This window comes from Solobacterium moorei, from assembly GCF_036323475.1.
Lineage (GTDB): Bacteria > Bacillota_I > Bacilli_A > Erysipelotrichales > Erysipelotrichaceae > Bulleidia > Bulleidia moorei.
Genome location: NZ_AP028934.1, coordinates 325,590 through 351,695, shown reverse-complemented (window position 1 = coordinate 351,695; position 26,106 = coordinate 325,590). Strand labels below are relative to the sequence as shown.

General features: G+C 37.3%; 21 protein-coding genes. 5 read left to right on the top strand and 16 right to left on the bottom strand.

What is annotated here, in order from left to right:
• Positions 1-73: 73 nt before the first annotated feature.
• Positions 74-1,270 carry a D-alanyl-D-alanine carboxypeptidase family protein gene (locus RGT18_RS01660; RefSeq protein WP_051240927.1) on the top strand — a complete coding sequence of 399 codons (1,197 nt, stop codon included), beginning with the start codon at positions 74-76 and terminating at the stop codon, positions 1,268-1,270.
• Between the two features lie 11 nt (positions 1,271-1,281).
• On the opposite strand, the gene RGT18_RS01655 is transcribed toward RGT18_RS01660, so the two are convergent.
• The 5 genes from RGT18_RS01655 to RGT18_RS01635 form a co-directional block, all read right to left on the bottom strand.
• A complete protein-coding gene (locus RGT18_RS01655; protein ID WP_028077860.1) occupies positions 1,282-2,964 on the bottom strand; it encodes an ABC transporter ATP-binding protein in 1,683 nt (560 codons plus the stop codon).
• Positions 2,961-4,694 carry an ABC transporter ATP-binding protein/permease gene (locus RGT18_RS01650; RefSeq protein ID WP_028077861.1) on the bottom strand — a complete coding sequence of 578 codons (1,734 nt, stop codon included), beginning with the start codon at positions 4,692-4,694 and terminating at the stop codon, positions 2,961-2,963. Before RGT18_RS01650 ends, RGT18_RS01655 begins: the two co-directional genes overlap by 4 nt.
• Before the next feature lie 50 nt (positions 4,695-4,744).
• On the bottom strand, positions 4,745-5,020 hold the full coding sequence (locus RGT18_RS01645; protein ID WP_006526618.1) for a glutaredoxin domain-containing protein: 276 nt from the start codon (positions 5,018-5,020) through the stop codon (positions 4,745-4,747).
• Positions 5,021-5,079: 59 nt separating this feature from the next.
• Positions 5,080-6,327, bottom strand: a complete 1,248-nt coding sequence (locus RGT18_RS01640; RefSeq protein WP_028077862.1) for a chloride channel protein — start codon at positions 6,325-6,327, stop codon at positions 5,080-5,082.
• 124 nt (positions 6,328-6,451) lie between these two features.
• Complete coding sequence (locus RGT18_RS01635) at positions 6,452-8,257, bottom strand: FAD-dependent oxidoreductase (protein ID WP_028077863.1); 1,806 nt, start codon at positions 8,255-8,257, stop codon at positions 6,452-6,454.
• A gap of 301 nt (positions 8,258-8,558) precedes the next feature.
• Here RGT18_RS01635 and RGT18_RS01630 point away from each other — a divergent pair, with 301 nt between their 5' ends.
• Positions 8,559-9,542: a S66 family peptidase gene (locus RGT18_RS01630; protein WP_028077864.1), complete on the top strand. Its 984-nt coding sequence runs from the start codon at positions 8,559-8,561 to the stop codon at positions 9,540-9,542.
• A 23-nt stretch (positions 9,543-9,565) separates the two neighbouring features.
• On the opposite strand, the gene RGT18_RS01625 is transcribed toward RGT18_RS01630, so the two are convergent.
• From RGT18_RS01625 to RGT18_RS01605, 5 genes are all read right to left on the bottom strand, one after another.
• Positions 9,566-10,255, bottom strand: a complete 690-nt coding sequence (locus tag RGT18_RS01625) for a CBS domain-containing protein (protein WP_028077865.1) — start codon at positions 10,253-10,255, stop codon at positions 9,566-9,568.
• 14 nt (positions 10,256-10,269) lie between these two features.
• Complete coding sequence (locus RGT18_RS01620) at positions 10,270-11,106, bottom strand: HAD family hydrolase (protein WP_028077866.1); 837 nt, start codon at positions 11,104-11,106, stop codon at positions 10,270-10,272.
• Positions 11,107-11,191: 85 nt separating this feature from the next.
• On the bottom strand, positions 11,192-12,556 hold the full coding sequence (locus RGT18_RS01615; RefSeq protein ID WP_028077867.1) for a Sapep family Mn(2+)-dependent dipeptidase: 1,365 nt from the start codon (positions 12,554-12,556) through the stop codon (positions 11,192-11,194).
• Between the two features lie 36 nt (positions 12,557-12,592).
• Positions 12,593-13,348, bottom strand: coding sequence for an exodeoxyribonuclease III (locus tag RGT18_RS01610; protein ID WP_006526611.1), 756 nt, complete (start codon positions 13,346-13,348; stop codon positions 12,593-12,595).
• Positions 13,345-15,141, bottom strand: coding sequence for an aminopeptidase P family protein (locus RGT18_RS01605; RefSeq protein ID WP_006526610.1), 1,797 nt, complete (start codon positions 15,139-15,141; stop codon positions 13,345-13,347). The genes RGT18_RS01610 and RGT18_RS01605 overlap by 4 nt, the downstream gene beginning before the upstream one ends.
• A gap of 215 nt (positions 15,142-15,356) precedes the next feature.
• On the opposite strand from RGT18_RS01605, the gene RGT18_RS01600 reads away from it, so the two are divergent.
• On the top strand, positions 15,357-15,578 hold the full coding sequence (locus tag RGT18_RS01600; RefSeq protein ID WP_028077869.1) for a hypothetical protein: 222 nt from the start codon (positions 15,357-15,359) through the stop codon (positions 15,576-15,578).
• Positions 15,579-15,681: 103 nt separating this feature from the next.
• Entirely contained in the window at positions 15,682-17,814 is a 2,133-nt protein-coding gene (locus RGT18_RS01595; protein WP_028077870.1) for an HAD-IC family P-type ATPase, read from the top strand.
• A 320-nt stretch (positions 17,815-18,134) separates the two neighbouring features.
• On the opposite strand, the gene RGT18_RS01590 is transcribed toward RGT18_RS01595, so the two are convergent.
• Positions 18,135-18,401: a type II toxin-antitoxin system RelB/DinJ family antitoxin gene (locus RGT18_RS01590; protein WP_028077871.1), complete on the bottom strand. Its 267-nt coding sequence runs from the start codon at positions 18,399-18,401 to the stop codon at positions 18,135-18,137.
• Between the two features lie 578 nt (positions 18,402-18,979).
• On the opposite strand from RGT18_RS01590, the gene nudC reads away from it, so the two are divergent.
• Positions 18,980-19,789, top strand: a complete 810-nt coding sequence (nudC, locus tag RGT18_RS01585; RefSeq protein ID WP_028077872.1) for an NAD(+) diphosphatase — start codon at positions 18,980-18,982, stop codon at positions 19,787-19,789.
• Here the strand turns inward: nudC and RGT18_RS01580 are convergent, their stop codons facing one another.
• From RGT18_RS01580 to RGT18_RS01560, 5 genes are all read right to left on the bottom strand, one after another.
• Positions 19,790-20,653, bottom strand: a complete 864-nt coding sequence (locus tag RGT18_RS01580) for an RluA family pseudouridine synthase (RefSeq protein WP_028077873.1) — start codon at positions 20,651-20,653, stop codon at positions 19,790-19,792.
• Positions 20,646-21,756, bottom strand: a protein-coding gene (gene prfB, locus RGT18_RS01575) for a peptide chain release factor 2 (RefSeq protein ID WP_156022797.1) whose coding sequence is annotated in 2 segments (ribosomal slippage) — positions 20,646-21,683 and positions 21,685-21,756 — 1,110 coding nt in all. Because the reading frame shifts where the segments join, the coding sequence is not laid out codon by codon here. Before prfB ends, RGT18_RS01580 begins: the two co-directional genes overlap by 8 nt.
• A 2-nt stretch (positions 21,757-21,758) precedes the next feature.
• Positions 21,759-24,110, bottom strand: coding sequence for a preprotein translocase subunit SecA (secA, locus tag RGT18_RS01570; RefSeq protein WP_028077875.1), 2,352 nt, complete (start codon positions 24,108-24,110; stop codon positions 21,759-21,761).
• 98 nt (positions 24,111-24,208) lie between these two features.
• A complete protein-coding gene (locus RGT18_RS01565; RefSeq protein ID WP_028077876.1) occupies positions 24,209-24,835 on the bottom strand; it encodes a phosphoribosyltransferase family protein in 627 nt (208 codons plus the stop codon).
• Complete coding sequence (locus RGT18_RS01560; RefSeq protein ID WP_162141220.1) at positions 24,823-25,809, bottom strand: helicase-related protein; 987 nt, start codon at positions 25,807-25,809, stop codon at positions 24,823-24,825. Before RGT18_RS01560 ends, RGT18_RS01565 begins: the two co-directional genes overlap by 13 nt.
• Positions 25,810-26,106: the final 297 nt, after the last annotated feature.

Genomic DNA, 26,106 nt, shown 5'->3' with positions numbered 1-26,106 from the left:
TTTTCTATATAAGGTTATATCATACTTAAAAACTTAATGGGAAACTTTCCATAGTCTAATATATAATAGACTCATGAAGAAACTACTAACCAAATTATTCGCAACAATCACCTGTACACTCGTGATTGCTCTGACAACACTATTACCAGTTACCGCAGCTGATGCCGCTTTTGATTTAGGTAAAAACTTATATAGTACAAACTATATTTTTCTAGACGCAGATACAGGCCAAGTATTATCCGCAAAGAAACAGGACGAACAAATCAGTATCGCATCACTTACAAAGATGATGACGGTACTTCTAGCAATCGAAAATAGTTCTTCACTGAATCAAACAGTTACTATTACCGATGAGATGATTGATGGGCTTTATGATGAACAAGCAAGTGTTGCTGGATATATCAGTGGTGATACAGCCACATTACTAGACCTATGTTACGCTGCAGCTGTACCATCCGCAGCCGACGCTGCTAACGCATTAGCTATACAGATTGGTGGTAGCTTTGAAAAGTTCTATCAGATGATGAATAATAAAGCAGCCCAGTTAGGAATGGATCATACCGTCTTCAAGAGTGCACACGGACTTGACCGTGATGGACAATATTCAACGGTTGAGGATGTTTCAAAGTTATTACGTTATGCATTACAAAATCCAACCTTTAAAGAAATCTTCTCAACAAAGGAATATACAACACAAGCCACAACCTATTATCCATTTGGCATTCCACTCGCCAGTACAATTTGGGCATACGCAGATACATATGGTTATAACCTAACAAATCTTTCTGGCGGTAAAACCGGATATACTTTACAAGCCGGTAGATGCATCGCTTATTGGGCAACCGTCAATGATATGACTATCATTGCGGTAACAGCTGGTGCTAGCACTAACGTTGAACAGTACTCTAATCTTAGCGATGCACAAACTGTCTTAACCAGCTTAGCTTCTTGGCAGAAGAAAACGATTCTTAAAAGTAATGATGTTGTTAGTACAATTGAATACAAATCATTCATGCATACTGCAAATATTGATGTGAAGATGGATAAAGGTATTACACTTGATCTACCCGCAAACGTTGAATGTACTTATGAAATTGATCTTCCAAAGAAATTCTCGGCAGAACTATATGACCAAAACATTCAAGCAACAATTACATTTACAGCTGATAATAAAAACATCTATACAAAAACAATCAGTATTACACTTCCACAAGAAAAGAATATATTCGGCAGAATCATTCTACATCTACAAAACTTTATAAAAGGTTGATTGCATGACAATCAACCTTTTACATTACCGCTTCCATCTTCTACTTGAATGATATGATCACAATATGCCAGTGTAGATAAGCGATGTGAAATTGTTAGAATCATCTTATCTTTAAACTCCTTTTCTAACGTATAGAGGAGTTCTTTTTCATGTAGTACATCGAGTGCACTTGTAGGTTCATCCAAGATAATCACATCCGGTTGTTTTAACATAATACGTGCTAGGCCAATCCGTTGACGCTCACCACCAGACACACGTGAACTCATTTGACCCATCTGCGTATCATACCCTTCTGCTAAACTCATAATAAAGTCATCAATACCTGCTCTTTTCGCTGCTAGACGAATCTCATCCATCGTAGCTTCTGGTTTGGCAATAGCGATATTTCCCGCAATTGTATCATTGAATAGATAGGTATCCTGCTCCAATACCGCGATATGACGATGGAGTTCCTCAAATGAAAATTGATCTAGAGGAATCCCGTTGATGCGTATCTTACCAGTTTGTATTGGATAGTATCTTAACAACAATCTTAAAATCGTAGATTTACCAGAACCACTTTCTCCAACAATACCAATATGTTTTTGATTCTGTATTGATAGATTGAAATGCTTTAAAATCTCACGATTTGTTTTCGGATATGCAAATGAAACATCTTTAAAATCAATACATTCAACATCTTCAATCTGAACAGATTCACTTGGATCAGTAGTAAGTGGCTTGGCATCTTCTATCAAGAAGATTCTCTCTGCCGCCGCAAAAGCCTCCAATAGATGAGATACCACAAATGTCAGTGAGAATGTTGAAGAGAAGGATGCAGCTGCGATAAATGAAATGACGATTGTACCAACTGGATCACCCATTCCACTCGAAAGTAAATACGCAGCCACAACCAATATCATTACTCTACCAAGATAGACAAAGAAATTTGGCGCAGAAGACAATGCCTGTTTATGCATCGTCATCGCATGCATATCTTTATTGACTTGATCATTGTACTTCATGACCTGTGCAATCTTCGCATCACCTGCATGGTATATCTGAATATCCTTAATTGCGTATATATTTTCAAGAATCACTGCCTTTAACTTCCCTAAATCTTTGCGGTATTCTTTCCCAATTCCTCTTCCAAGATAAAGCCCAACAAGAGGGATGATAACGCTAATCATCAAATATACAGGAATCAATACATACGCGTATAATACATTGAACTGTAACGCTATCAGAACCGTCGTTACCGGCAGTAGAATCACTGTAAACATCGGACCTATCGTATGTGCAAAGAAGTACTCCAATGTTTCTATATCACCTACCGCAATATTAATCACATCACCTATTTTTTGATCAATCAAATATGCAGGTGCTAATCGATTGATAGATGTAAATAAATCAACACGCATCTTAGCAAGAATACCATACGCGCCTAGATGCGAAAACACACCTTCTAAATACCGGCACAATGCGATTAATAGACCACTCACCAACATCATGCATGCATAGAGCCATGCACTACCGGTTGTTGCAATGCCCGCAACCCTCATAATCCAAAGTGCACCAAAGCCCATCACACCCATGTGTGAAAGATTGCCAATAATACTAGCTAATGTAGATATCGTTAGATATTTTGCGATTGGTTTAGCTTTCTTTACCAATCTCGATACGAGAACTGGAATTGAATATGCATATTTTTTCATTCTTCTACCTCCAGTTCATTCTGTTCTTCCACAAGTGTTCGATAGAGACCATGATTCTTCATGAGTTCCTCATGATTACCCACCTCTTCCACAACACCGGCTTGTAATACAATGATTTGATCTGCATGACGAATCGCAGATAAACGATGTGAAATAATAATGAGAGTACGCTTCTTTGATAACTTCTCAATACACTGCCAAATTATTTTTTCACTTTCAGGATCGACTGCTGAAGTAGCTTCATCAAAGATGATATATTCCGCATCTGTTAATAACGCTCTAGCGATGCCCATCATCTGCTTTTGCCCACCAGATAGATTAGAACCAGATTCACTTACCATCGTATCTAAACCCTCTGACATTCTTCGAATATGTTTATCGAGGCTGACTTCCTTCAACACTTGCCAAAGCTTTTCATCTGTTGCGGATGGATTTGCTAGTAAGAGGTTATTTCGGATCGTATCGCTAAATAAATTCACAGTTTGTGGAACCATTACAATATATTCCCCAATTTCTTTTCGATTCATGCATGCATAATCTTTTCCGTTTAGATATACCGCACCACTTGAAGGATAGATAAACTTCATTAGCATTGACGCAACAGTGCTTTTACCACAACCTGATAATCCAACTAGTGCAGTTATCTTTGATTTTTCGATCTTGATGTTTACATGATGTAATACTTCTTTCCTACCTTCATAGGAGAAGGATACATCTTCTAGCACAATACTATCTTGAGACATATTGTGTTTTCCTTCTTGCTCGATTTCTGCTGTCTTTACCGCAAGAATTTCTTCTGCACGACTTGCGGCTGAAACAGCCGTAAGTGCATCATGGGTTGCGGACATCAGTTGTCGAATTGAGCCAAAGTAGCTATAGCCTAATAATAAAATCATTAACACACTGCTAAGTTTCATTGTTTGATTCGATAACCCAGTCACTGCGATAAGGACACAGATAAATAATGTGATATAGATGATTCCTTCTGTCACCAAAAAGGATGTGAAGTTTACCTTCATAAATTCATTGATTTGGTGATTGAGATAATCTGCTTTTTCTCCTAAGACTTCCGCATGTTTATCAGATTGGTCAAACAGCTTCAATGTTGAAAGACCTCGAATACCGTCTAGATAATACCCTGTCATATCCTCTAGTGAAACCCAATATGACTTTCTTAATTTTTCAATACGATAACGAAATATGTTATGTAATGGTAGTAACACAAAGGATACTACTAACAGTATGCAGGCAATCAAGAAAGAACTAGGATAGATTTTAGTAAACAAATAGATTGGCGCAATCACACTGAAAATTAAACTTGGTAAATAAACGCTGTAGTAGACTTGCATTTGTTCTACACCATCGACCGCTGAAGTGATTGCGGAATTGGGACCAATCTTTTCAATGTATCCTGCATCTAATGACATTGTTTTTGTAAATAACTTCTGACGTATTGATGAACGTGCTGCCGCTTGAGAGCGATACTCTAGTTCACCTTGTATGAACTGAAATACAAATATCAGTACAGATACGATAATAATCTGAATTACCACATTTCGTATTTCATCACGCGTGAATGATGGATTCATCATATTTCCCAAGAAATAGGAAATACGAGTTGCAAAGCTAGTTATCATCACAAGTGAACAAACACGTATTACAACAAGTGAAAGAATCCAACCCCAAAGACCTTTGGTCATCTTTAACAATGTTTTATCTAGTAATAACATTCAACCTCCTACCTAAAAAAGGAATCTTTAATAGATTCCTCATAGAAAAACTATTTAGCAGCCTCAAATACTTTACGCACTTGTTCCTTGCATTCGTCATACTTCTCAAATAAATGCGCTTCATAGATTTTCTGATCACCAATCCACATACATGGAACTGCGTGATAATCATACTTTTCAATGATTTCTGGATGTTCATTTTCCTCAATCATATCAATTTCAATGTTGTTGTATTCTGGATTCTCTGCTCTTAACTCTTCAATAGCCTTATTGGCATTTTTGCAATAAGGGCAGGAATTTAGATGGAAATAAGTAATTTTCTTCATAGTATTCACCTCTATGTATTATTTTACTATTTTTTAGTCATTTTTATACTAAAATGCTTTTAGTTTGTATTGCGTTCAATGCGTTGACGACTTGTCTTAGAAAAAATAATCATCTGTGCTTTATATAAACCAGAATAGCCCGAGACGATATAACTGATCGCAACCGCAATCAATAAGAATGAGCTTGCCTGGAAGTTGAATAATTCAAATCCAATTAATAGTGAAGTGATTGGACAGTTTGTTACACCACAGAATACCGCAACCATTCCAACCTCAGCCCATAAGCCAGCAGGTAATCCAAATATCGTACCAAATGCACTACCAAGAGTAGCGCCGATAATCAAAGACGGAATGATTTCCCCACCCTTATATCCAGCTGATAGAGTGATTGCTGTAAAGAGTATCTTCAATAGGAATGCATAGATTGGAACATTCCCACTTAATGAGCGTTCAATCATCTGTGAACCTACACCATTGTAATCTTGATTACCAACTAACAGTGTCAAAATGATGATGATAGCACCACCTATAATTGCACGTACATATGCATTTTCAATCATCGCAAAGATATGATGTGTCTTATGTAAGCTGAAAACAAATAGGCGACTTACGAGTCCTGCTAATAGTGATAATCCAATAACCGCAAGCGTTGTAATTACGTCCAAATTAGGAACTGTACCAATGTGATGCATTGGCTCCACCAGATTCATAGCGATAGCCACACTATGTCCAACTAGCGATGCAATAGCACATGGAAGTAATGCCGCATATTCCATATATCCAACATGTACAACTTCTAACGGTAAAATCGCTGCCGTTAAAGGTGTCCCAAATAAAGCCGAGAAGCAGCCAGACATACCAGACATGATTAATGTCTTCTTATCTTCTTCCGTTAAATGAAATGTCTTTGATACAAAGCTACCAACACTACCACCAATCTGTAGCGCTGCACCTTCACGTCCAGCAGAACCACCAAATAAATGTGTAATCACAGAAGAAATAAAGATTAATGGGCCAATACGCACCGGTAAATGCGGTTCAGAATGAATTGAATTGATTACCAAATCTGTTCCAGCATCCTTATATTTAGCCAGTTTATATAGCAGAACAATAACAATACCACCAATAGGCAAGAAATATATTAACCATGGATAATTAGTTCTTAGTTGAGTAACGTAATTTACACTAAATGTAAACAACGTACCAAGAACACCTGCACCTAGGCCAACGATTGCCGCATATATTAGGATACGTATAAAGTCTATGCTCTGTTTTAGATCAATCTTTTTTTCATTTGTACTTGTCATAACTTACTTCCCCTTGCGTACCATACTATAACAGATTTATTTTTGGATTGTAAAACCGTATTAATGATACAACCAATCCATCAAAAAAGTACGCATGAATTCAAATTCATACATACTCTTTCATTTATTTTTCTTGTAAGGCACTCACAATTTCATCTGCGACATACTTTCCAGACACAAATGCCCATGCAAGTCCTGCTCCACCTGGCATCTTCTCACCAAATACATTACCCGCAATACTACCAGCCGCAAATACATTTAACGTTGAAGTACCACTACTATCTAGAAGATTCAAGTGATCATCCACCTTTAAACCGCCTGTTGTCTCATAACGATATTTATTTAACGGAATAATGCATGTTGGCTTATCTGGATCAATCTTGCCCATTGTATTAGTACTAGATGCATCGATTTCGAAGTTATGATAGTTGATTGTTTGTACTAATTTCTGTGCATCTAAGTCTGCTGAAAGTGCAGCTTCACTTAATGTTCCACCGCTAAATGGAACAATTCCATACATCGACTGCAGATATTTCACATCTGCCTTTGTGATTGTGGCTGTTGAAAGTAATTTCTTCTTCCATTCTTCATAGACATCTTCATTCATTACAAGATAGGAAGTCGCATTATTCTGGTTATGAATTGCTTCAGAGATTTGATTATACGGTTCTGTTTCATCGATAAAACGTTCTCCTGTATTGTTGACTAACGCAACACATTTTTCAAGAACAGCTTTTGTCGCAAGATATGTATCTAATGTTATATCACGTACACTATATCCTAAATAGTTATATACCACCGAACCATCTTCTATCTGATACGGATGCTCCGCATCTCTTGCAAGTGCTAACGCATCCCCCGTATTTGTTGTAAGACCTAGGTAATTTGAGTTGCGATCACGATCAGGAATTAAATTCAAATTCCCTGCAGAAGTCCCTGTTGCTAAGACCACATACTTTGATGTTGTCTCAACAATATCCCCATTAGACTTCTTCGCTCTTACACCAATGACCTTACCGTTTTCATCATAACGCAAGCCAATGATACCTGTGTTTGTATAAACACTAGAACCAGATACCTTCACTTCTTTTTGTAGTAAGTCATCAATTTCGCCACTGGATTCATCATACGTCATGACAGATTTTAAGGATAAGCCATCAGTAGGTACATACCCTGTCTTCTTATCAAATGTGATTCCCAGAATCTTTGATTGCCAATCTACAGTTTCACCTATATGATCTTCAAATAATTGGCTTAAAGTAGGACTATTTGTTTGATTGCTATACGCTGTGATATTCTCCGCCAATGTACTAGCAGAATCAACATCCTCTAGATTTGCCTTTGTGGAGCCTGCTACAATCTGCCCACTACTAGCATAGTAGCGTAAAGAACCACCAATCTCACTATCCTTTTCAATTAAGCTTGTCTTATATCCTTTTTCCTGTAAGCGTAACACTGTAGCGATACCTGCAGCACCACCACCGACAACCGTTACATCCGACTCTTCTTCAATGACCTTCTCTTTATTTTTTCCAGTACAATCCTTCTGCCACTCCTCAACATTTCCATTAGCTGCTGCAATCGCATTCCCAATCGCTTCTAGTACAGCTTTTGAAGTCTGTGTTGCGCCTGTAGAAACATCTACATTTAAAGATTGCTCATCGATTACATATTCTGGAATCTTGGTTAACGCCGCATCAGATACCGCATCCGTTTCCTCTTCATCCGTCACAATTACATTTGTTAACATCCCATTACGGAAAGATGCAGATACCGTTACATAGCCATTGTAACCAGTCCCAATTCCTATATAGTTACCGTCATTTACAGTATGTGTAGATACTGACTCTTTTTTTGGTGTACAGCCAATAACTCCAACAGCCAGAAATAGAGCCGTACCTATTTTACAGATTTTATTTTGCATATTCATAGAGTTATTATATCATCTATTAATTCTAGTGAAATATGTGATTGAACACATCATTTGTTCAGATAAAGTTCACATAGCGTTCTTATTTTCTTAACATATTCACTTTATAGTAATAACTGTAAACAGAAAGGAGAACATAGAACAAAGTTACTAAAGAGTAGCTAGAATGCAGTACAGTAATTAAATTATTTCTTAAATTCATAAATCCCCCCCAATTTATAAAATAATAATGAGTTTTACTTAACCGTCGGCTCCCCACCGATGGTTATTTTATGTATAATACGACTTAAGGAGACGATATATGAAATATCCTAAATTTATAAAACAAGGTGATACAATCGGCATCTGTGCTCCAAGTTCAGGTGTTGGTAAATTTGTACAGAAATTTAAGCGTTCGATTGATAACCTGCATACGTATGGTTATCAAACAAAAGAAACTGCATCTGTACGTAATGAAAGTGAACCAAGTAATTCTTCAATCATTCGTGCAAAAGAAGTTGAAGAACTCTTACTCGATAAAGATGTAGATATGATTATTGCCGCAACTGGAGGAGACTTCTTATTTGATATCCTCCCTCGTTTAAACCCATCTATCATTCAAGCAAATCCAAAGTGGATTATGGGTGCTTCCGATCCAACTGGACTTGTATATCCAATTACCACCAAGTACGATATCGCAACACTCTATGGTGAGAATGCCGGTGATTATTACGCAACACCCACCCCAGATTATTTAGAGGGAAATCTTGCGATACTAAAAGGTAACTTAGTTGTACAACACAACTATCCACGCCGCATGGAACAACCACCATTCTTTAGAGATGATATTGTCTATGATAAAGATAGTATCTGGAAATCCACTTCTAATACAATCAACGTAGAAGGTAGATGTATCGGTGGCTGTATTGATGTACTGAAGGATTTAATTGGCACACCATATGATGGTACATTAGAGTTTATCAAACGCTATCGTAATGATGGTATCATTTGGTACTTCGATAACTTTGCAATGAATAGTGAAACACTTTACCGCACCCTTTTACAGATGAAGTATATGGGTTGGTTTCAAACAACCAAAGCAATCATCATTGGCAGAACCTGTTTCGAATCGAATAGTACTGGCTTAAGTTATGAAGACGCAATCAAACATGCATTACAAGATATACCAGTTATCTATGATGCGGATATTGGCCATACCGTACCTCGCATCACAATGATCAATGGTGCAATGTTACACTTGCATTATGAAGATGGTAAAGTAGCACTACATTTTATACTAAAATAATAGGGCTTCCACCCTATTATTTTTTATGCATAAATTTTTAGAATATTTGGCAAATCAGCTGTTGTGATAATACCGATAGGCTTTTCACTCGACTTTCCTGATTCGGTGATCAGAATTGCTAGTAGAGTAATACCTTCATCTCTTGCCTTATCAAAATACTCTAATACAACATCCACATTATTACTCTTAGAAGTAAACACAACTCTAGAATTCTTTGTAGAAGAGATAACATCTGATACGACCGTATCATCTGTTCTTCCTTGCATCGCAACTTTCGCAATTTCAGCTAACGTAAGCATCCCCACAAAATTTTGTTCCTTATATACTGGAATCTTAGATGTGTCCATCTCTTGCATGAGCTGAAAAGCATCACGAATACTCGTATCGATATGCACTGTTTTTACAGGCATGCTTGCATACTTTAGAATATCATGTGGTTCCGTTAATAATTTTGCGATACGTTCAATATCCTCTGTTACACTATTGCAAGGTTCTGCGATAATCTCTTTTTTGCTACCGCGGATATGTACGATTGCGTTACGCAATTCATTGTATTCCCGTAGGGATTGTTGATTGATTGCGACGACTCGACTTCGATTTGCACATCGAGCAACAAGTTGTGAGAATGGAATATATCTTGGTTGTTCTGCTAGTTCAGCCAACCTCTTCTCACATTGTGCATAGGCATTTAGAAATCTCTCCGCATTTGTCATAGATATATTCCTCTTTATTTGATTTTACCTTCCAAAGCTTCTAAGGTACTATCTGCACTCATGTGGTTGAGTATCATCTTCATCAGCGTTTCCATCTCTGAGCCTTCACTGTAATCTGCTTTTACCATATAGTTTGCACGTTCTTCACGAATGAGTTTTTCCGCTATCTTTTTTGCCTTTACGGATTTTTCGTTATAGACCGCAACAGAGCGACCACCATACTCTTTTATAAGGCGCATACACGGTACATCTGTTAAACCATCCGCAACATAAACCATTTTCGTTAATGGGATTGGACGTAGTTTTGGATCAATGTAAGTATTTAAGTCTTCCGAATCATTTTCATCTAAGACTTGTTTATTGATACGGAAGATATATTGTGTCTTTGTTGTGTAGTTTACGATTTGCGCTGGCCATCTAGCAAATTCATTTTCATCGTAGAAATAACTACATGCGTAGATATGTTTAAACTCATCCGCAACCATTACATTCTCAATGATTTCCTTCATACCACTAGAGATAATGTAATGCTCTACTTCAAGTCCTAATTTTTTTCCATACTTATTAATACGCTTGAACCAAGTATCCACACCGTTATACAAAACAATGCCCTTTCCTACACCTTCAAATTGTTGTTTTGTAAGTGGCTGACCCATCTCTTCAAACTTCTTCTGCAATAGATATAGATACGCACTAATCGCATCCATATTGTGCTCATTTGCTAAAGAGGTTACTTCCTTCCAGAAATCCTTTGGATTTTCATAGCCTAAAGAAGGAATCAAGCTATATTCCTGCATGTCTTTTCCACACAGTGTTTTATCAAAATCATATAAAATCGCTACTTTTGTCATGTGACTATTATAGCACGCACTAATCTTCAAAGAATATTAGATAAATGAAAGACAGGTCTGTTTTACCAGTTCCTGTCTATTTTTTCTAGATTGCTAAGAGTTTTAGAATTGCGGCTACATAGATTTCTGCTTGTAGGAGTAATTCATTAATCTCAACATATTCGTTTGCGTCATGGATATGATAATCCTTGCCTTGGAATGCACATCCAAATGCGATTGTATTATCAATTCCCTTTGCGTATGTTCCACCACCTAGTGTGATTGGCTGTGCATCCTTATCACCTGTTACCTCACGGTATGCAGAACATAATGCACTTACAAGTGGCGAATCAATTGGGAAGAATAATGGTTCATGTGTATGGAGTACTTCTATGACACCATTTTCATCTTCTAGATGTCCTTCCATTAACTTAAGCACCTTACGAGAAGTCAAAGTAACTGGGAAACGGATATCGATAGAGCCTTCAATGACACCATCCTGCATCGAGATCACACCATTATTTTGTGTGAGTGCTCCATATTCATCAGAACAGTTTGCACCAAAACCACTGCCATCAGTCGCAAGACCAAAGTGCTTGCAATAGAAATCAACAAATCCATCTTGGAAACCAGACTGCTTTAAACCATCCATTAAGTAAGATAACGCATTCTTTCCAAGTTCAGGTAAGCTTGCATGTGCAGCGATTCCCTGTACAGAGACCTTAACATCCGTTTTGCCGATGTTCTCGATGCTAAATTCGAGATTCTCGTTATTGAAGTAATCTTCTAGTGTCTTACGAGAGAAACTATTTTTATCGATAACTACATAGCAGTTACGACAAACAATATTCTTTGCACTACCACCTTGGATATCCTTAATCGCCGTATGCTTAGAAAGGTAACGCATGGAAATCATGCCCTTTTCACCATGTACACCTGGGAAGTCACCATCTGGTGTAAATCCATAGTCTACAGAACCTTCTTTTTTAACATAGTGTTTCAAGCACTTCGATCCAGTTTCTTCATTTGTTCCGAAGATTAAACGAATTCTCTTTGTAAGTGGAACGTTCATGTCCTTGATTACCTTTAATGCAATCATGCTGGCAACCATTGCACCCTTATCATCACTTACACCACGACCATATAGAACACCATCTTTTTCTACCATTTGAAATGGATCTGTATTCCATCCATCTTTTACATTGGCAGGAACGACGTCTAAATGTCCAATAATACTAATCAGTTTTTCCCCTGAACCGATTTCCGCATAGCCAATATAGTTATCCAAATTTACTGTGTTAAAACCATCTGCCTTCATCATTTCTAATGCTGTTTCTAAAGCAACCTTAGGACCTTTGCCAAACGGTGCATCTGGTTCTGACGTTCCTTCCACACTATTAATTGATATAAGCTTTCCTAATCTTTTTAAAAGTTCTTCCTTATATCCATATACCATAGATTTTACATCCATGATTCCACCTCCGTAATTCTAATATGTACTATTTTATTACAGATTGATATTTAATCCAACTGGACAGTGATCGGAACCTTCTGTTTCATCAAATATCAATGCATCTTGTACATTTGCTAGTAGACGCTCACTCACTAAGAAATAGTCAATCCGCCAACCAACATTTCTTTCGCGTGCTTTCATACGATAACTCCACCAAGAGAACTTCTGTGTATCTGGATAAAGTTCTCTAAATGTATCACTAAAGCCTGAGTCTAGTAGTTTAGTCATCGCTGCACGTTCTTCATCTGAGAAACCAGGATTCTTATGGTTTGTTGCTGGATTCTTCAAGTCTATTTCTTCATGTGCTACGTTTAGGTCACCTGTATAAATCACCGGTTTCTTCTTATCTAACTCCATTAAATGCTTACGTAACATCTCTTCCCATTCAATGCGATACGGTAGACGTAATAATCCATCTTTGGAATTTGGTACATATGCACATACAAAATAGAAATCCGGATATTCAAGAGTAATGACTCTACCTTCCTTGGTAACATCACCTTCGATTTCATAGGTTACACTGAGTGGTTCATGTTTTGTATAGATCAGTGTTCCAGAATATCCTTTTCTTTCTGCACTGTTCATATACATATGGTAACCTTCGAACTTCATCGCATCTTCAAGCTGGTCCGGCTGCATCTTCGTTTCCTGTAATGCAAAGAAATCTGCGTCCTGTTCATGGAAGAAGTCCGCAAAGCCCTTCTTCATTGCGGCTCTTAAGCCGTTTACATTCCAAGAGATAAATTTCATGCGCGTGTAATCTTTCCAGTTGCCTTCTTTAAGAAGCTCTTTTCTTTACCACTGAGAAGTGGTCCAATCTTTTCCCAGATCATCTTGTGATATGCATTGATCCAATCGATTTCTTCATCGCTGAGATACTGTGTATCAATCGCATCACGGTCATATGGTACATATGTAATATCTTCAAAGGATAAGAACTGTCCATAGAAATTCTTTTCTTCCTTTTGAACGATCATCTCATTTTCAATACGGATACCTAACTTATGTGGTAGATATACACCTGGCTCATCTGTAACAACCATTCCCTCTTGGAGAATAACTGCCTTACCATTTGCTGGCATGCCCCAACGGATACCGTGTGGACCTTCATGTACAGCTAATACATGCCCTACACCATGGCCTGTACCACATTGATAGTCAATGCAGTCATTCCATAATGGATTTCTTGCAAGAATGTCTAGGTTATTACCTGTTGTTCCATACAAGAACTTCGCATGCAGCAAATCAAGATGTCCCTTTAATACCTTTGTATATAACTTCTTTTCTTCCGCAGTTAAACCACCTAACGCGATTGTTCTTGTAATATCTGTTGTACCATCCTTGTATGTTCCACCAGAGTCAACAAGTAAGAAACCTCTTGCCTTCACTGCCGCATGTTTTTCTTCTGTTGCAGTGTAGTGCATCATTGCGGCATTTTCTTGATATGCACAGATTGTTTCAAATGATGGTTCGATGTAGTTCTTCTGTTCTGCACGTAATGCATATAAATGGTCTTGGGCAGTTACTTCTGTCATCTTGCCCTTTCCAACAGTATTCTTGACCCAATAGATGAACTTCACCATCGCAACCGCATCCTTTACATGTGCATTACGAATGTTCTTGATTTCTGTCTTATTCTTGATTGCACGGAAGTAAGCAACTGGTGAAATCGCATCATAGATTTCATTCCCTGCTAATGCTTTATACAGATTAGAATTGAGATGCCCCATATCTCCCCAAATCTTCTTACCTTCTAATTTCTGTAAGTCCTTCATTAACGCATTGTATGGACGTACTGTTACCTTATTGTCCTTGAAGTACTGAGCAACTTTCGCATTGATCTTCTTTGCGTCTACATAATAGTAGAGTTTCTTATTTGTAATTACAGCGAATGCATAACTAACTGGTGTACACGCAATATCATTACCACGAATATTCAATAACCAACATGGATCTTCTAATGCAGTTAATAAGATTGCATCGCAGTTGCTAGCCTTCATCGCTTCTCTTGTACGTGCAATTCTTTCAGAAGCTTCTTCACCTGTATACTTCTTAGGAAGTACATATAATTCCTCTGTTGGCATAGTAGGTCTTTCTTTCCCCCAAACCATTCCAACAAGATCTTCTGTTGTATATAACTTCGCATTTTTTTCTTTCAATGCTTGTGTTAGATGTAAGTAATTTCTAGCAGAAACCACTGCACCATCAAAACCTAATACACCATTCTTTGGTGTATTCGCAATCAAGAAGTCGATTGGATTTGGCACGCCTTCTTGACGCAGTCTCATCAATGTAACACCAGTTCCTTGAAGTTCATTTTCAGCCTGCGTAAAGAATCTACCATCGGTCCAAAGACCTGCGAAATCCTTTGTGATAATTGTGCATCCAGCTTCACCACTGAAACCAGACATGTATGATTTACACTTAAAATAATCAGCTGTGTATTCGTCAGAAAGATGATCATCCTCATTTGGAATATAATATACATCAATCTTACGTTCAGCCATCAAAGCTCTTAACTGTTTGATTCTATCCTGTATCATAATTTAGTCACCTCGTTATAATTATACTCAATATTTGTCAAACAAAAACAAATCCGCATCAATTCCATGTTTTTTTGTTAGATTATACTAACCAAAATAGTTCAATTAGTCTTTCACAACAAATATAAACTAACATTTGTATTGTTAATATATACAAAAACTAGTTTGTATATGCGATAAGAAGGGTATAATTCTTTATGGAGGGCCAAAAAAATATGGAAAAGAAAAAAGATTGGGTCGGAATCGTCTTCGGTACAATTTGGTTTCTATACGCAGCAGTACTTCTAGTTCTACATCTAACTGGAAATCTAAGCGGTAGTTTCAAAGTACCAACTTTTCTACTAATCATTTACGATACTCTTGGTGTATTACCAGGCTCAATCGTGCAACTAGTAGTAAGTGCTATCATCGTAGTCTTCAGTTTCCGCGGAAGATAATTTGTATCACAAGCACATGGATTCCATGTGTTTTCTTTTATCTATCAGAGAATTTACATTCCTATTCTGATGATAATTTTGTAAAATATAACAGAGGATATCCATGGAAACAGTCAAGCAAACATTTTCAGTCGCAAATCTATATTTAAATGCAAGTGCTGATACAATCCATCAACACCTAATCAATACAAAAGGAATCGTCACTGTAACGGTTACTTTAAGCGACCGCAATGTGACTGTAGAATATGATCCAACTATCATTACTGCAGATATCATTATCGAAAAAATTAAAGCATGTGGATATCATGCATATACACGCAAAATCCCAACTTCAGATTTCCTCATCCAACAGGACACAAAAAATCCAAAAAAGCCAAATTATCGTATCTTATTTGTCTTTGTGTTTGAAGTGATTCTACTAGCGATACTATGGATATTACATATTACACCTTGGATTGGATTACTATTCTCAATCCACTCCTTGTATGTAGGTCGTGTAATTTTCATGCATGCAAAAAAAGAAATTCAAGATAAGAATCTATCTTTCGCAACCATTGATAGTATTGCGATTGGAATATCATTCTTTTACGGTATCTTCCTAACAATTCAAAATACCGTAAATGCATACCCATTTATGATATCAATGATTACGATACTTGGTACAAATCTCTATAAAACAAAGTATTTGAAATACATGCAACAAACTTCCACAACATCATTGAATATCAAACAGTATATTCCAGAAAACACAGCAGTCTTTAATAAGACTGGCGAAGTTATCGAAGAGACAAGTCAACTTAAAAAGAACCAGATCCTGATTATTCGGCCAAACGAAAACATTCCCTGCGACGGCATTGTTGTAGAAGGTTACGCATCTGTTGATGAATCTACATTAACCGGTGTACAGTCAAATATCACAAAGTCAGAAGGTTCCTATGTATATGCAGGTACACGTTGCATACAAGGCTCTCTACAAATCAAAGTAGAGAAGATTGGCGAAAAGACCACCCTATTACAATTCGCAAAACTTGCTAAGGAAACAGCGAACGATAAATCGTTTGATTCACCATTTAAAAACTTCTCAAAATACTTATTCTTATATTCCATTATTGCAGCTATCATCTTATTCTTTGGTTGGATTTTAGTTGGTAAATCTTTCTCTATCGCTATCAGTGTATCTATTGCAGTACTAGCATCTGTCGCAATGAATGCATTAACAATCGCCTCTGAAAAAGAAGTGCTAGAAAAGGCAATTTACGCAGCGAAAAATCATGTGCTTTTCCGTAATGTAGATGCGTTAGAAACAGCTGGTAAAGCAGAAACATTATTTCTCGAACAAGACGATATCTTGATTGCCTCAAAACCTGAAGTAACTGATTTTATCCCACTTGAAGAAACAGATTTAAATATCATGCGTTATATTGCATATACGCTATCCAACAAACGACATGATAGTTACTCTAGAGCGATTACACGTTACTTAAAATCACAGAAGATTTCTTCTGTAAATCTAAGTGTTCTAACAAATTTTCAAAAGACACATCAAACTGATACGATTCAAAGCACATATCAGTTAAACAATACACATGATTTCTCTAACACAGATGTAATCAGCTCTACTATAAACCAAATGATTGATGAACTTACAAATCAAGGAAAGACAGTATTTATCCTAATTGGTGAAGATCAAGCACTTGGTTTAATCGCAACACAAAGACCAATTGTTCCAAATAGCTTACAAGCAATTCATTCACTCAAGGAACTAACAGATGTACATCTTTTTGCACATGGAAATATCAAAGAGATTCAATATATCAAACATACCTGTGATATCGAAAACATTCATGCAAATGTAGATATGAATGAAAAAGAAAATCTGATAAAATCATGCTCGCATGACTCTATCAGTATGTACGCTAATGCAGATAGTTCTTCCTCTTCATCTACCGCTGATGTAAATATTCAATTTGGCATTAGTCAGAATTTAGATTCTGAAGATAATGATATTATATTAACGCGCAAACGCTTAAGTGCTCTGGTATTTGCAATCCAAACATCCGCAAAACTAAATGAACAGATTCAATTTAAACAAATTGCGATTATTGCATACCACGTATTGGCTGTTGTACTATTTGGCTTTATTACACCAATCTTCTTTGACATTCCACTACCAACAATCCTACCATGTATCACTTCCATCTATGTCATTCGATTCTTATTCCAATCACATAAATAAAAAGACAAACTCGAGCAGAATTAATGGCATAAGTTTCTATACAGCCATAGCATTTTAAAAGCAGCACACAAAACCAAAACGGTTGGATGTGCTGTTTTAATACTGATTAAAAAAATTGCTATGTGTACCCGTTCTAATTAATGCAAGAAGTAATTCCTGTTTTATAACCTATATACCAACAACCAATCTAGCTCTATATGGCATTCTCTCATATCTTTATCATTCCTAGAATTAGTGAATGCATAATCTCTAAATATTTCTGGTCATGTAGTTTGATTACATAACAGCACGATTATTTCCTACAGTATAAACCTATCGAATCATCTAATGACCCCCATCAGTTCTTCAACACTATCGAAAGAGCCATTTAAATCTTTTCTTTTTATGGCATCTTCCATCGCTGCATATGTCTCTATATTTGGTTTTTCTATTTTCGCATCAAATGGTAGCCCATGATGTTGTAATGCTTGTCGATAGAAAATTCCAGTAGCAATACGCATATCAAACCCTAAAGATTTGAATAACTTTGTTGCTTGCACTTTAATATCATGATCGATTCGTAGTGTCCTATTCTCTTTATTTTTCATATCATTCATATTGCAGTGCAATGCACATAATAATATAGTTTTTTTAATATACTCAGCAACATTTTAAAGTTTCAATCAAATTGCTTTTTATAGATGCTTATCAAGTAAATTCTAAACTAACCTTACCATACAGACATAATGAAAGGTCTCGATTAAACCCTGCTGTTTCAATCCGACGGTTTGTTTTTGCGAGACCTTTCTTGATGCTATAGATTTACTGCATTATCTTTTTTGCGATACTTCGCTACTGAAATACGAATCTCAGAATAATTTGTGCTTCACAAATGATTATTTATATTCTATTTTCATTTTAAATTGTCCATTGGTCTGTCCTCAACTTTTCTTGAGAAACATATCATTTAACGATTTTTGTTAAATGTTGGAGCGTAAACTGTAATTGAGTAACACTTCCTTCATGAACTTGTACCTCCTTATCCTTTCTTCTAGGGTACTTCTCTTTGCACCTTTACTATAGCATCTACTTTTAAATTTAATAGTCTTACAATTAAAATTTTTTTGTTCTATAATATTATTGTTGGTCCGATAAGGACCATTTCTTATTTCCAGGAGGTCATAAGATGATACAAGATATATACCCACATATTTATAAGAATGTATTTCAAACAGGTGTTACACCTACTGATAATGATATTATCTTCTCTTTTGAAGAAGACCAAGTCTTAATGAAAGATGAACATCAATTCTATCGTTATCATGAAATTTCCAAGAAGAGTAGTTGTTATTATCTATTTTCAATCGACAATCTGAAATTCTTCCTCGCCGACTTAACCAGTCTTAATCATATTAAGGTATCCTTCCGTGCGATGCGTACCTTTGAAAATCGAATGTTAGGTTTTGCGGCAATTACAGCTTGGCAACTGTATCGTTGGATTCAAGATAATAAATATTGTGGTAAGTGTGGTCATCCAATGGACTTTGATCAAAAAGAAAGAGCGATGCGTTGTCCACATTGCTCAAATATTGTATATCCTAAGATTTCGCCTGCTGTTATCGTTGGTATTACCAATGACAAAGGACAGATTCTTGTAACGAAGTATGCACATGGTCACTACCAAAGTTATGCACTCGTTGCCGGTTTCTGTGAAATTGGTGAAACGATAGAAGAAACCGTAAAGCGTGAAGTAAAAGAAGAAACAGGCCTAGACATAACTGATATTCAGTACTATAAATCACAACCATGGTCCTTCTCATCCACATTACTATTAGGATTCTGGTGCAAAGCGCACGGTGATACTCCTATCCAGATGGATGAAAATGAGTTGCGTGTAGCACGATGGGCAGATCGTGATGAAGCTATTAACAGTCTAGATGATGCATCACTTACAACTGAGATGATTCAATATTACAAACAAGGAAAGATAGTCTAACTACTTTCTTTTCATATCTTCTGGTAGTGATTTCTCTAGAATCATCTTCTCTTTGGTAAATGGTTGTAAAAACTCTATTCTTGCACAATGTAATGCTGGCCGCTTGATCCAGTGTATACTACCGCCATATAGCGTATCTCCGCAAAGTGGATGACCAATACCCGCAAAGCCAGCACGTATCTGGTGTGTTCTTCCCGTTTTTAAATATACTCTGATTAAGCATTCTGTTTGATAGTGTTTAATCACTTCATATTCTGTAACACATTGTTTTCCACCTTGATTGAAGGATTGTGTCATCTGTCCATCTTCCTTTATCAAGGAAAAAATCAGTGTATCTTTATCTTCTAGCTGTCCTTCTACGATTGCATAGTAGTGCTTCTGAAGTATTCCATCCTTCCTTTGTGCTGCTAATCTTGCGGCCGAGAGTTGATTCTTTGCGTAGATCATAATCCCTGATACATCTTTATCTAATCGTCCAATTGGACGAATTACAAAGTGCTCATCTTGATAATAATCTCTTAAAAGTGTTCCCATATCATCCGTTAAGTGATGATGACTGGGATGAGATGGCATACCTGCCGGTTTACACACAACCACAACATCTTCATCTTCATACAAGATATCTGGTCGTACTGTGCATGGATGGAGTGTATATGTTTCTATATTCAGTTCTTGAATTACTAGTACATCTCCTGTATGCACAACACGATTGACCTTCACCGGCTTCTCATTTAAATACATCTGATATGCTGAGAATTTAAAGCGTGAAATCTCATGACGACTAAAACCCAAAGACGATAAAACGGCCTTTACTGTAAGACCGTTTTGTTTATTTGTGATTTGATAGCACAGTTCTTTATTCATCTGCCTTAATCATACTACGTAAGTAACTATCAATGAAGCCATCAATTTCGCCATCCATGACAGCTTGTACATTACCTGCTTCATGACCAGTACGTAAGTCTTTTACCATCGTATATGGCGCAAAGACATACGAACGAATTTGAGAGCCCCACTCATTTGCCTTCACTTCACCTCTTACTGCAGCAGCACGCTCTTCATTTTCACGAATCTTAAGCTGTAATAGCTTTGACTTCAACATATTCAAGCACGCTTCACGGTTTTGAATTTGGGAACGCTGTGATTGACAGAAGACAGTGATTCCACTAGGGATATGTGTCATACGTACAGCGGAGTCTGTCTTATTGATGTGCTGACCACCAGCCCCCGAAGCTCGCATTGTGATAATATCTAAGTCTTTATCATCAATTTCAATTTCAAGATCATCTTCAAATTCTGGCATGATTTCGACTGATGCAAAGGAAGTATGTCTTCTTGCGTTAGAGTCAAATGGTGAAATACGAACCAAACGATGCACACCGTTTTCTGCCTTTAAGTAACCATATGCCATAGGACCTTGGATGAGGACAGAACAGGACTTCATACCTGCTTCTTCACCTTCCTGATAATCCATCAGTTCAATCTTGAAGCCTTTTCTTTCAGCCCAACGCATATACATACGATATAACATTGCGGCCCAATCCATTGCTTCTGTTCCACCAGCACCTGGGTGAATTTCTAGAATAGCATTATGATTATCATATGGTCCAGACAATAGAACTTGAATTTCAAACTCTTCAAACTTCTTCATTGTCTCTGTATATTCTTCACTGATAAGTTCATTCATATCTTCATCAAAGGAAGATGATAATTCACCGATTCCTTCACTTAATTCCGCAAAGGAATCAGTTAAGGAATGATGGGTTTCAATTAAAGCTTTTAATTGATTACTCTCACGAATAATTTTTTGTGCCTTCTTCTGGTCATTCCAGAAGTCAGCCTCTGCCATCAAGGCATTGTTTTCTGCTAAACGTTTCTCTTTCCCTTCCAAGTCAAAGAGAGTAGCCAAGCGACTCCAATTTTGCTTGGCACTGTGAAACGCTTTGTCTCATCTCATACAATTCCATGATTACGCCTCCTGTTCAGGTCCATCCACGACACGGATATTCATACAAAACGCTACGATTTCACGAGAAATTGTACGCATCATATCTTCAAATAAGTTAAATCCTTCTGTGACATATGCCTGTAGAGGATTACTTTGCGCATAGGAACGCAAACCAATACCATCACGTAACTTCGACATCGTATCGATGTGGTTAGACCAAGCACGGTCAATCATACGTAAGGATACTTCCTTCTCAATTGGCAACACCTTATCTTTTACCTTTTCAATCTTCTGTTCATAGTCAGACCAAGCCTGTTCTAAACAGATATCAACGACATCATTTTCAGTACGTCCCTCGATATCTTCTACACGAACAACACCCTTGAAGCCAATACCATCTAAAGCCGCAATGAGTTCATTTAAGTCTTGATCTCTAGCTTCACTGTTGAAGTGTGCTGCAACAATATCAGAGATGACACGCTTAAACATATCGTGAATGACTGCGTGAACATCGTCATTTTCAAGAATGAAATTTCTTGTATCATACATTGTTTCACGCTGTTGACGCATAACATCATCGTATTGTAATAACTGTTTACGAGCATCGTAGTTTACACCTTCAACACGGCGTTGTGCGCCGGAGATAGAACGTGTAACCGTCTTAGATTCAATGACCGTATCACCAAGTTTTGCGAATAACGCTTCCATATGTTCCGCACCAAAACGAACCATTAGATCATCCTGTACAGATACATAGAAACGTGACATACCTGGGTCCCCTTGACGACCAGAACGTCCACGCAACTGGTTATCGATACGTCTAGATTCATGTCTTTCAGAGCCCAATACACAAAGACCACCTAACTCACGAACACCTTCACCAAGCTTAATATCAGTACCACGACCAGCCATATTTGTCGCAATTGTAACTGCACCCTTCTGACCAGCCTTAGCGATAATATCTGCTTCACGAGCATTGTTTTTAGCGTTCAATACTTCGTGTGGAATATGACGTTCCTTTAAGTACTTAGAAATTAATTCGGAAGTTTCAACCGCGATTGTACCTACTAGTACCGGTTGCCCTGCCGCATGACGTTCTACAACCTCATCCACAAGTGCATTGAACTTTGCCTTCTTTGTGCCATATACCGCATCCGGATAGTCAATACGTGCAACTGGACGGTTTGTTGGAATCTCAAATACGTACATGTTGTAAATCTCTAGGAATTCTTCTTCCTCTGTCTTCGCTGTACCAGTCATACCGCAAAGCTTGTTATAGAGACGGAAGAAGTTCTGATATGTAATCGTCGCAAGAGTGGTTGTTTCTTGCTTGATAGAAATGCCTTCCTTGGCTTCAACTGCCTGGTGTAAGCCATCAGACCATTGTCTACCCTTCATCAAACGGCCAGTATTTGGATCGACGATTACAATCTCATCATTTTCTTCATCTACGACATACTCAATATCTCTTAACATCACATAGTTAGCCTTTAAAGCCTGATTGATGTGATGTAATAACTGTGTATGTGCTAGGTTAAATAAGTTTTCAATACGGAAAGTAGCCTCTGCTTTTGCGGTACCCTTTTCCGTTAACTGAACTGTACGTGACTTTACATCTAATTCATAATCTTCATCTTTTACCAAACGCTTTACAAAGCGATCAGCCTGAAGATATAGATTGGCAGTATCTTTTTTACCACCAGAAATGATTAGTGGTGTACGAGATTCATCGATTAAAATGGAGTCAACTTCATCGACCATCGCAACATTTAAGCCACGTAGTACACGATCTTCTACACGCGTTACCATGTTGTCACGTAGATAATCAAATCCAAGTTCTGAGTTTGTTGTATATGTAATATCACATGCATACGCTGCACGCTTTTGAGCCTTTGTTAATTGGCGAAGATTTAAGCCAACTGTTAGTCCTAAGAAGCGGTGAATTTCTCCCATCCATGCGGAGTCACGTTCTGATAGATACTCATTTACAGTTACAACGTGAACACCTTTACCCTCTAAGGCATTTAGATATACCGCCATAACAGATGTCAAAGTCTTACCTTCGCCCGTCTTCATTTCAGCGATATCGCCACCTTGCATAACAGCAGCGCCCATCAACTGAACAGGGTATGGGAATTCTCCAATCACTCTTCGGCAGGCTTCACGTGCTGTTGCAAATGCCTCCACAAAGATATCGTCTAAAGTAGCACCAGCAGCGAGCTTTTCTCTCAAATACGGTGTCATCGCTTTGAGTTCATCATCACTTTTTGCTTTATATTCTTCTTCCAAATCCAAAACTGGCTTGATCTTCTTTTGAATCTGTTTTAACTTACGGGCGTCTTCGTTGAATAATCGACTTAAAAAATTTGCCATAATGCCTCCATATTTTTTATACTAAATAACTATTTTATTATATATTTTCGACATGTAAAAGGCAATGCGACAAGCACTGCCAACACTTTAGAATCACTTCATTTCCCGAATATTCTAGGCTTTTTTAGCCAGAGATGATTCACACTGACTACATAAATTACAATCTTACAGTCATAATCCTTCAAACAACGAAGTGCCCCCAACAAAGAAGCACCTGTTGTAATCGTATCATCTACCAATAGAACCTTCTTTGGCACAACACAATCTTTTTTTAATGCAATGTTATCAGCCATCCTCATTCGTTCTTCCACACTACGATTTTTCTGATCAAAATCATTCACTTTTTCAAAGAGATCCGCCTGCCGTAAAGAAAGTGATGAAAACATCTTTTCTAGATGGTGAAACCCACGTTTTGTGATTTTTTCTTTTGAACTTGGCAAATAACAGACAGTATATCCAAAAAATCGTATCATCAACCACCAACGAAATGGATAGAGAAATACTGTTTTCAAAGCTTCATCAAAACATTCCTTGTATTGAACTAATATCTTCGCAAACGTATCATCATAAACATAACTCGCATATAGCTTGTATCCATGAAACTTCATACGAAATCTGACATGTTTTAAGCTACTGCGGCATGTATGACATAAAGGATCATCATTTTCTAAAATATCGATAATATCCCCATCTCCTTTTTCCAATCCACACATTAAACAATGCATACGTGATTTGCCTGCTCAATCTTCTCTTTGCAAAGCTGTACAAGTTCTGTCTTCTCACTACACAAAAATAATACATCTCCCTCTGGTGATGTGAAGCTTCTCCCTGCTCTACCAGCCATTTGAATTAAGCCAGCTTCATCAAATACCGAGTGATTCGCATGCCATACACAGATATCTGCCTTTGGAATTGTGACACCTCGTTCTAGAACTGTCGTCGCAATCATAATACCGTTTGATTCTTTTTTAAACTCATAAATGATCCTGTCTCTATCTTCACTTTCACTTGTACACACATAACATTTCATAAATATGCTCAGAATTTTTCCTAATATACTTGCAGTTTTTATCGTTGGCACAAAGATAATTCTTGGATTGCATGTATGTTTGTTTATCCATCGTAATAATACCCAAAACAATACTATCGATGGATAAATAAAAAGTCTTGGGACTGGCAAATCATGTCCATGTGGTCTTTTATTTAACACGATATGACGCATTGTCCCTTCTTGTACTCTATTCAACAAATAATTGTCTGGCGTCGCTGTTAAGTAGATGACATGCCCTATGCACGCATGTTGTGCAATCCCATGTAGTACTTCGTCGCCACGATATGGAAAAGCATCCGGTTCATCCAATATCAGTAACGAGAATTGTCCTTGGTAGCGATATAACTGATGAGTTGTACACACAATTAAATCTCCATCAATCTCATCCGTATGACCACCACATACTGCGATGATTTTTGCTTTCTTGAAATAGGTCTTTAGTCTTTCTGATAGTTCTAATACAACTTGTCTTCTTGCAATCGCAAAACAGACTTTTCGATTCTCATTTAATGCATCCGCAATACTAGCAAGTACCATTTCCGTTTTACCCGCGCCACATACACACTCTAGTAATACATCCTGTGTTCTTATATTCATTTGACACTCTTTAGATACTGCTTCTTGAAATTTTGTTAAGGGATACTGCATGGTATATTCACTACAATCCTCTTGAATAGCCTGAAGTTCTAGACTCGTTTCCTCTTCCTCTAATAAAAGCCTTCCAAACCTAATACATTTTCGACAGTAATAGCCATGACTACCTTTATAAAAGTATGATTTTTGTAAGTTCCCACAACGTGGACATTTCATCGTCTCACCTCTACAGAAATATTCACAAAAACTCATTCACTTCCACAAAAAAGTTTGATAGTTTTACCTAGCTTTAGCTTGACGAACTTCACTTCAAAGTTAGATGTCATTTCCATCTTATCCAGTTTGAGTGGT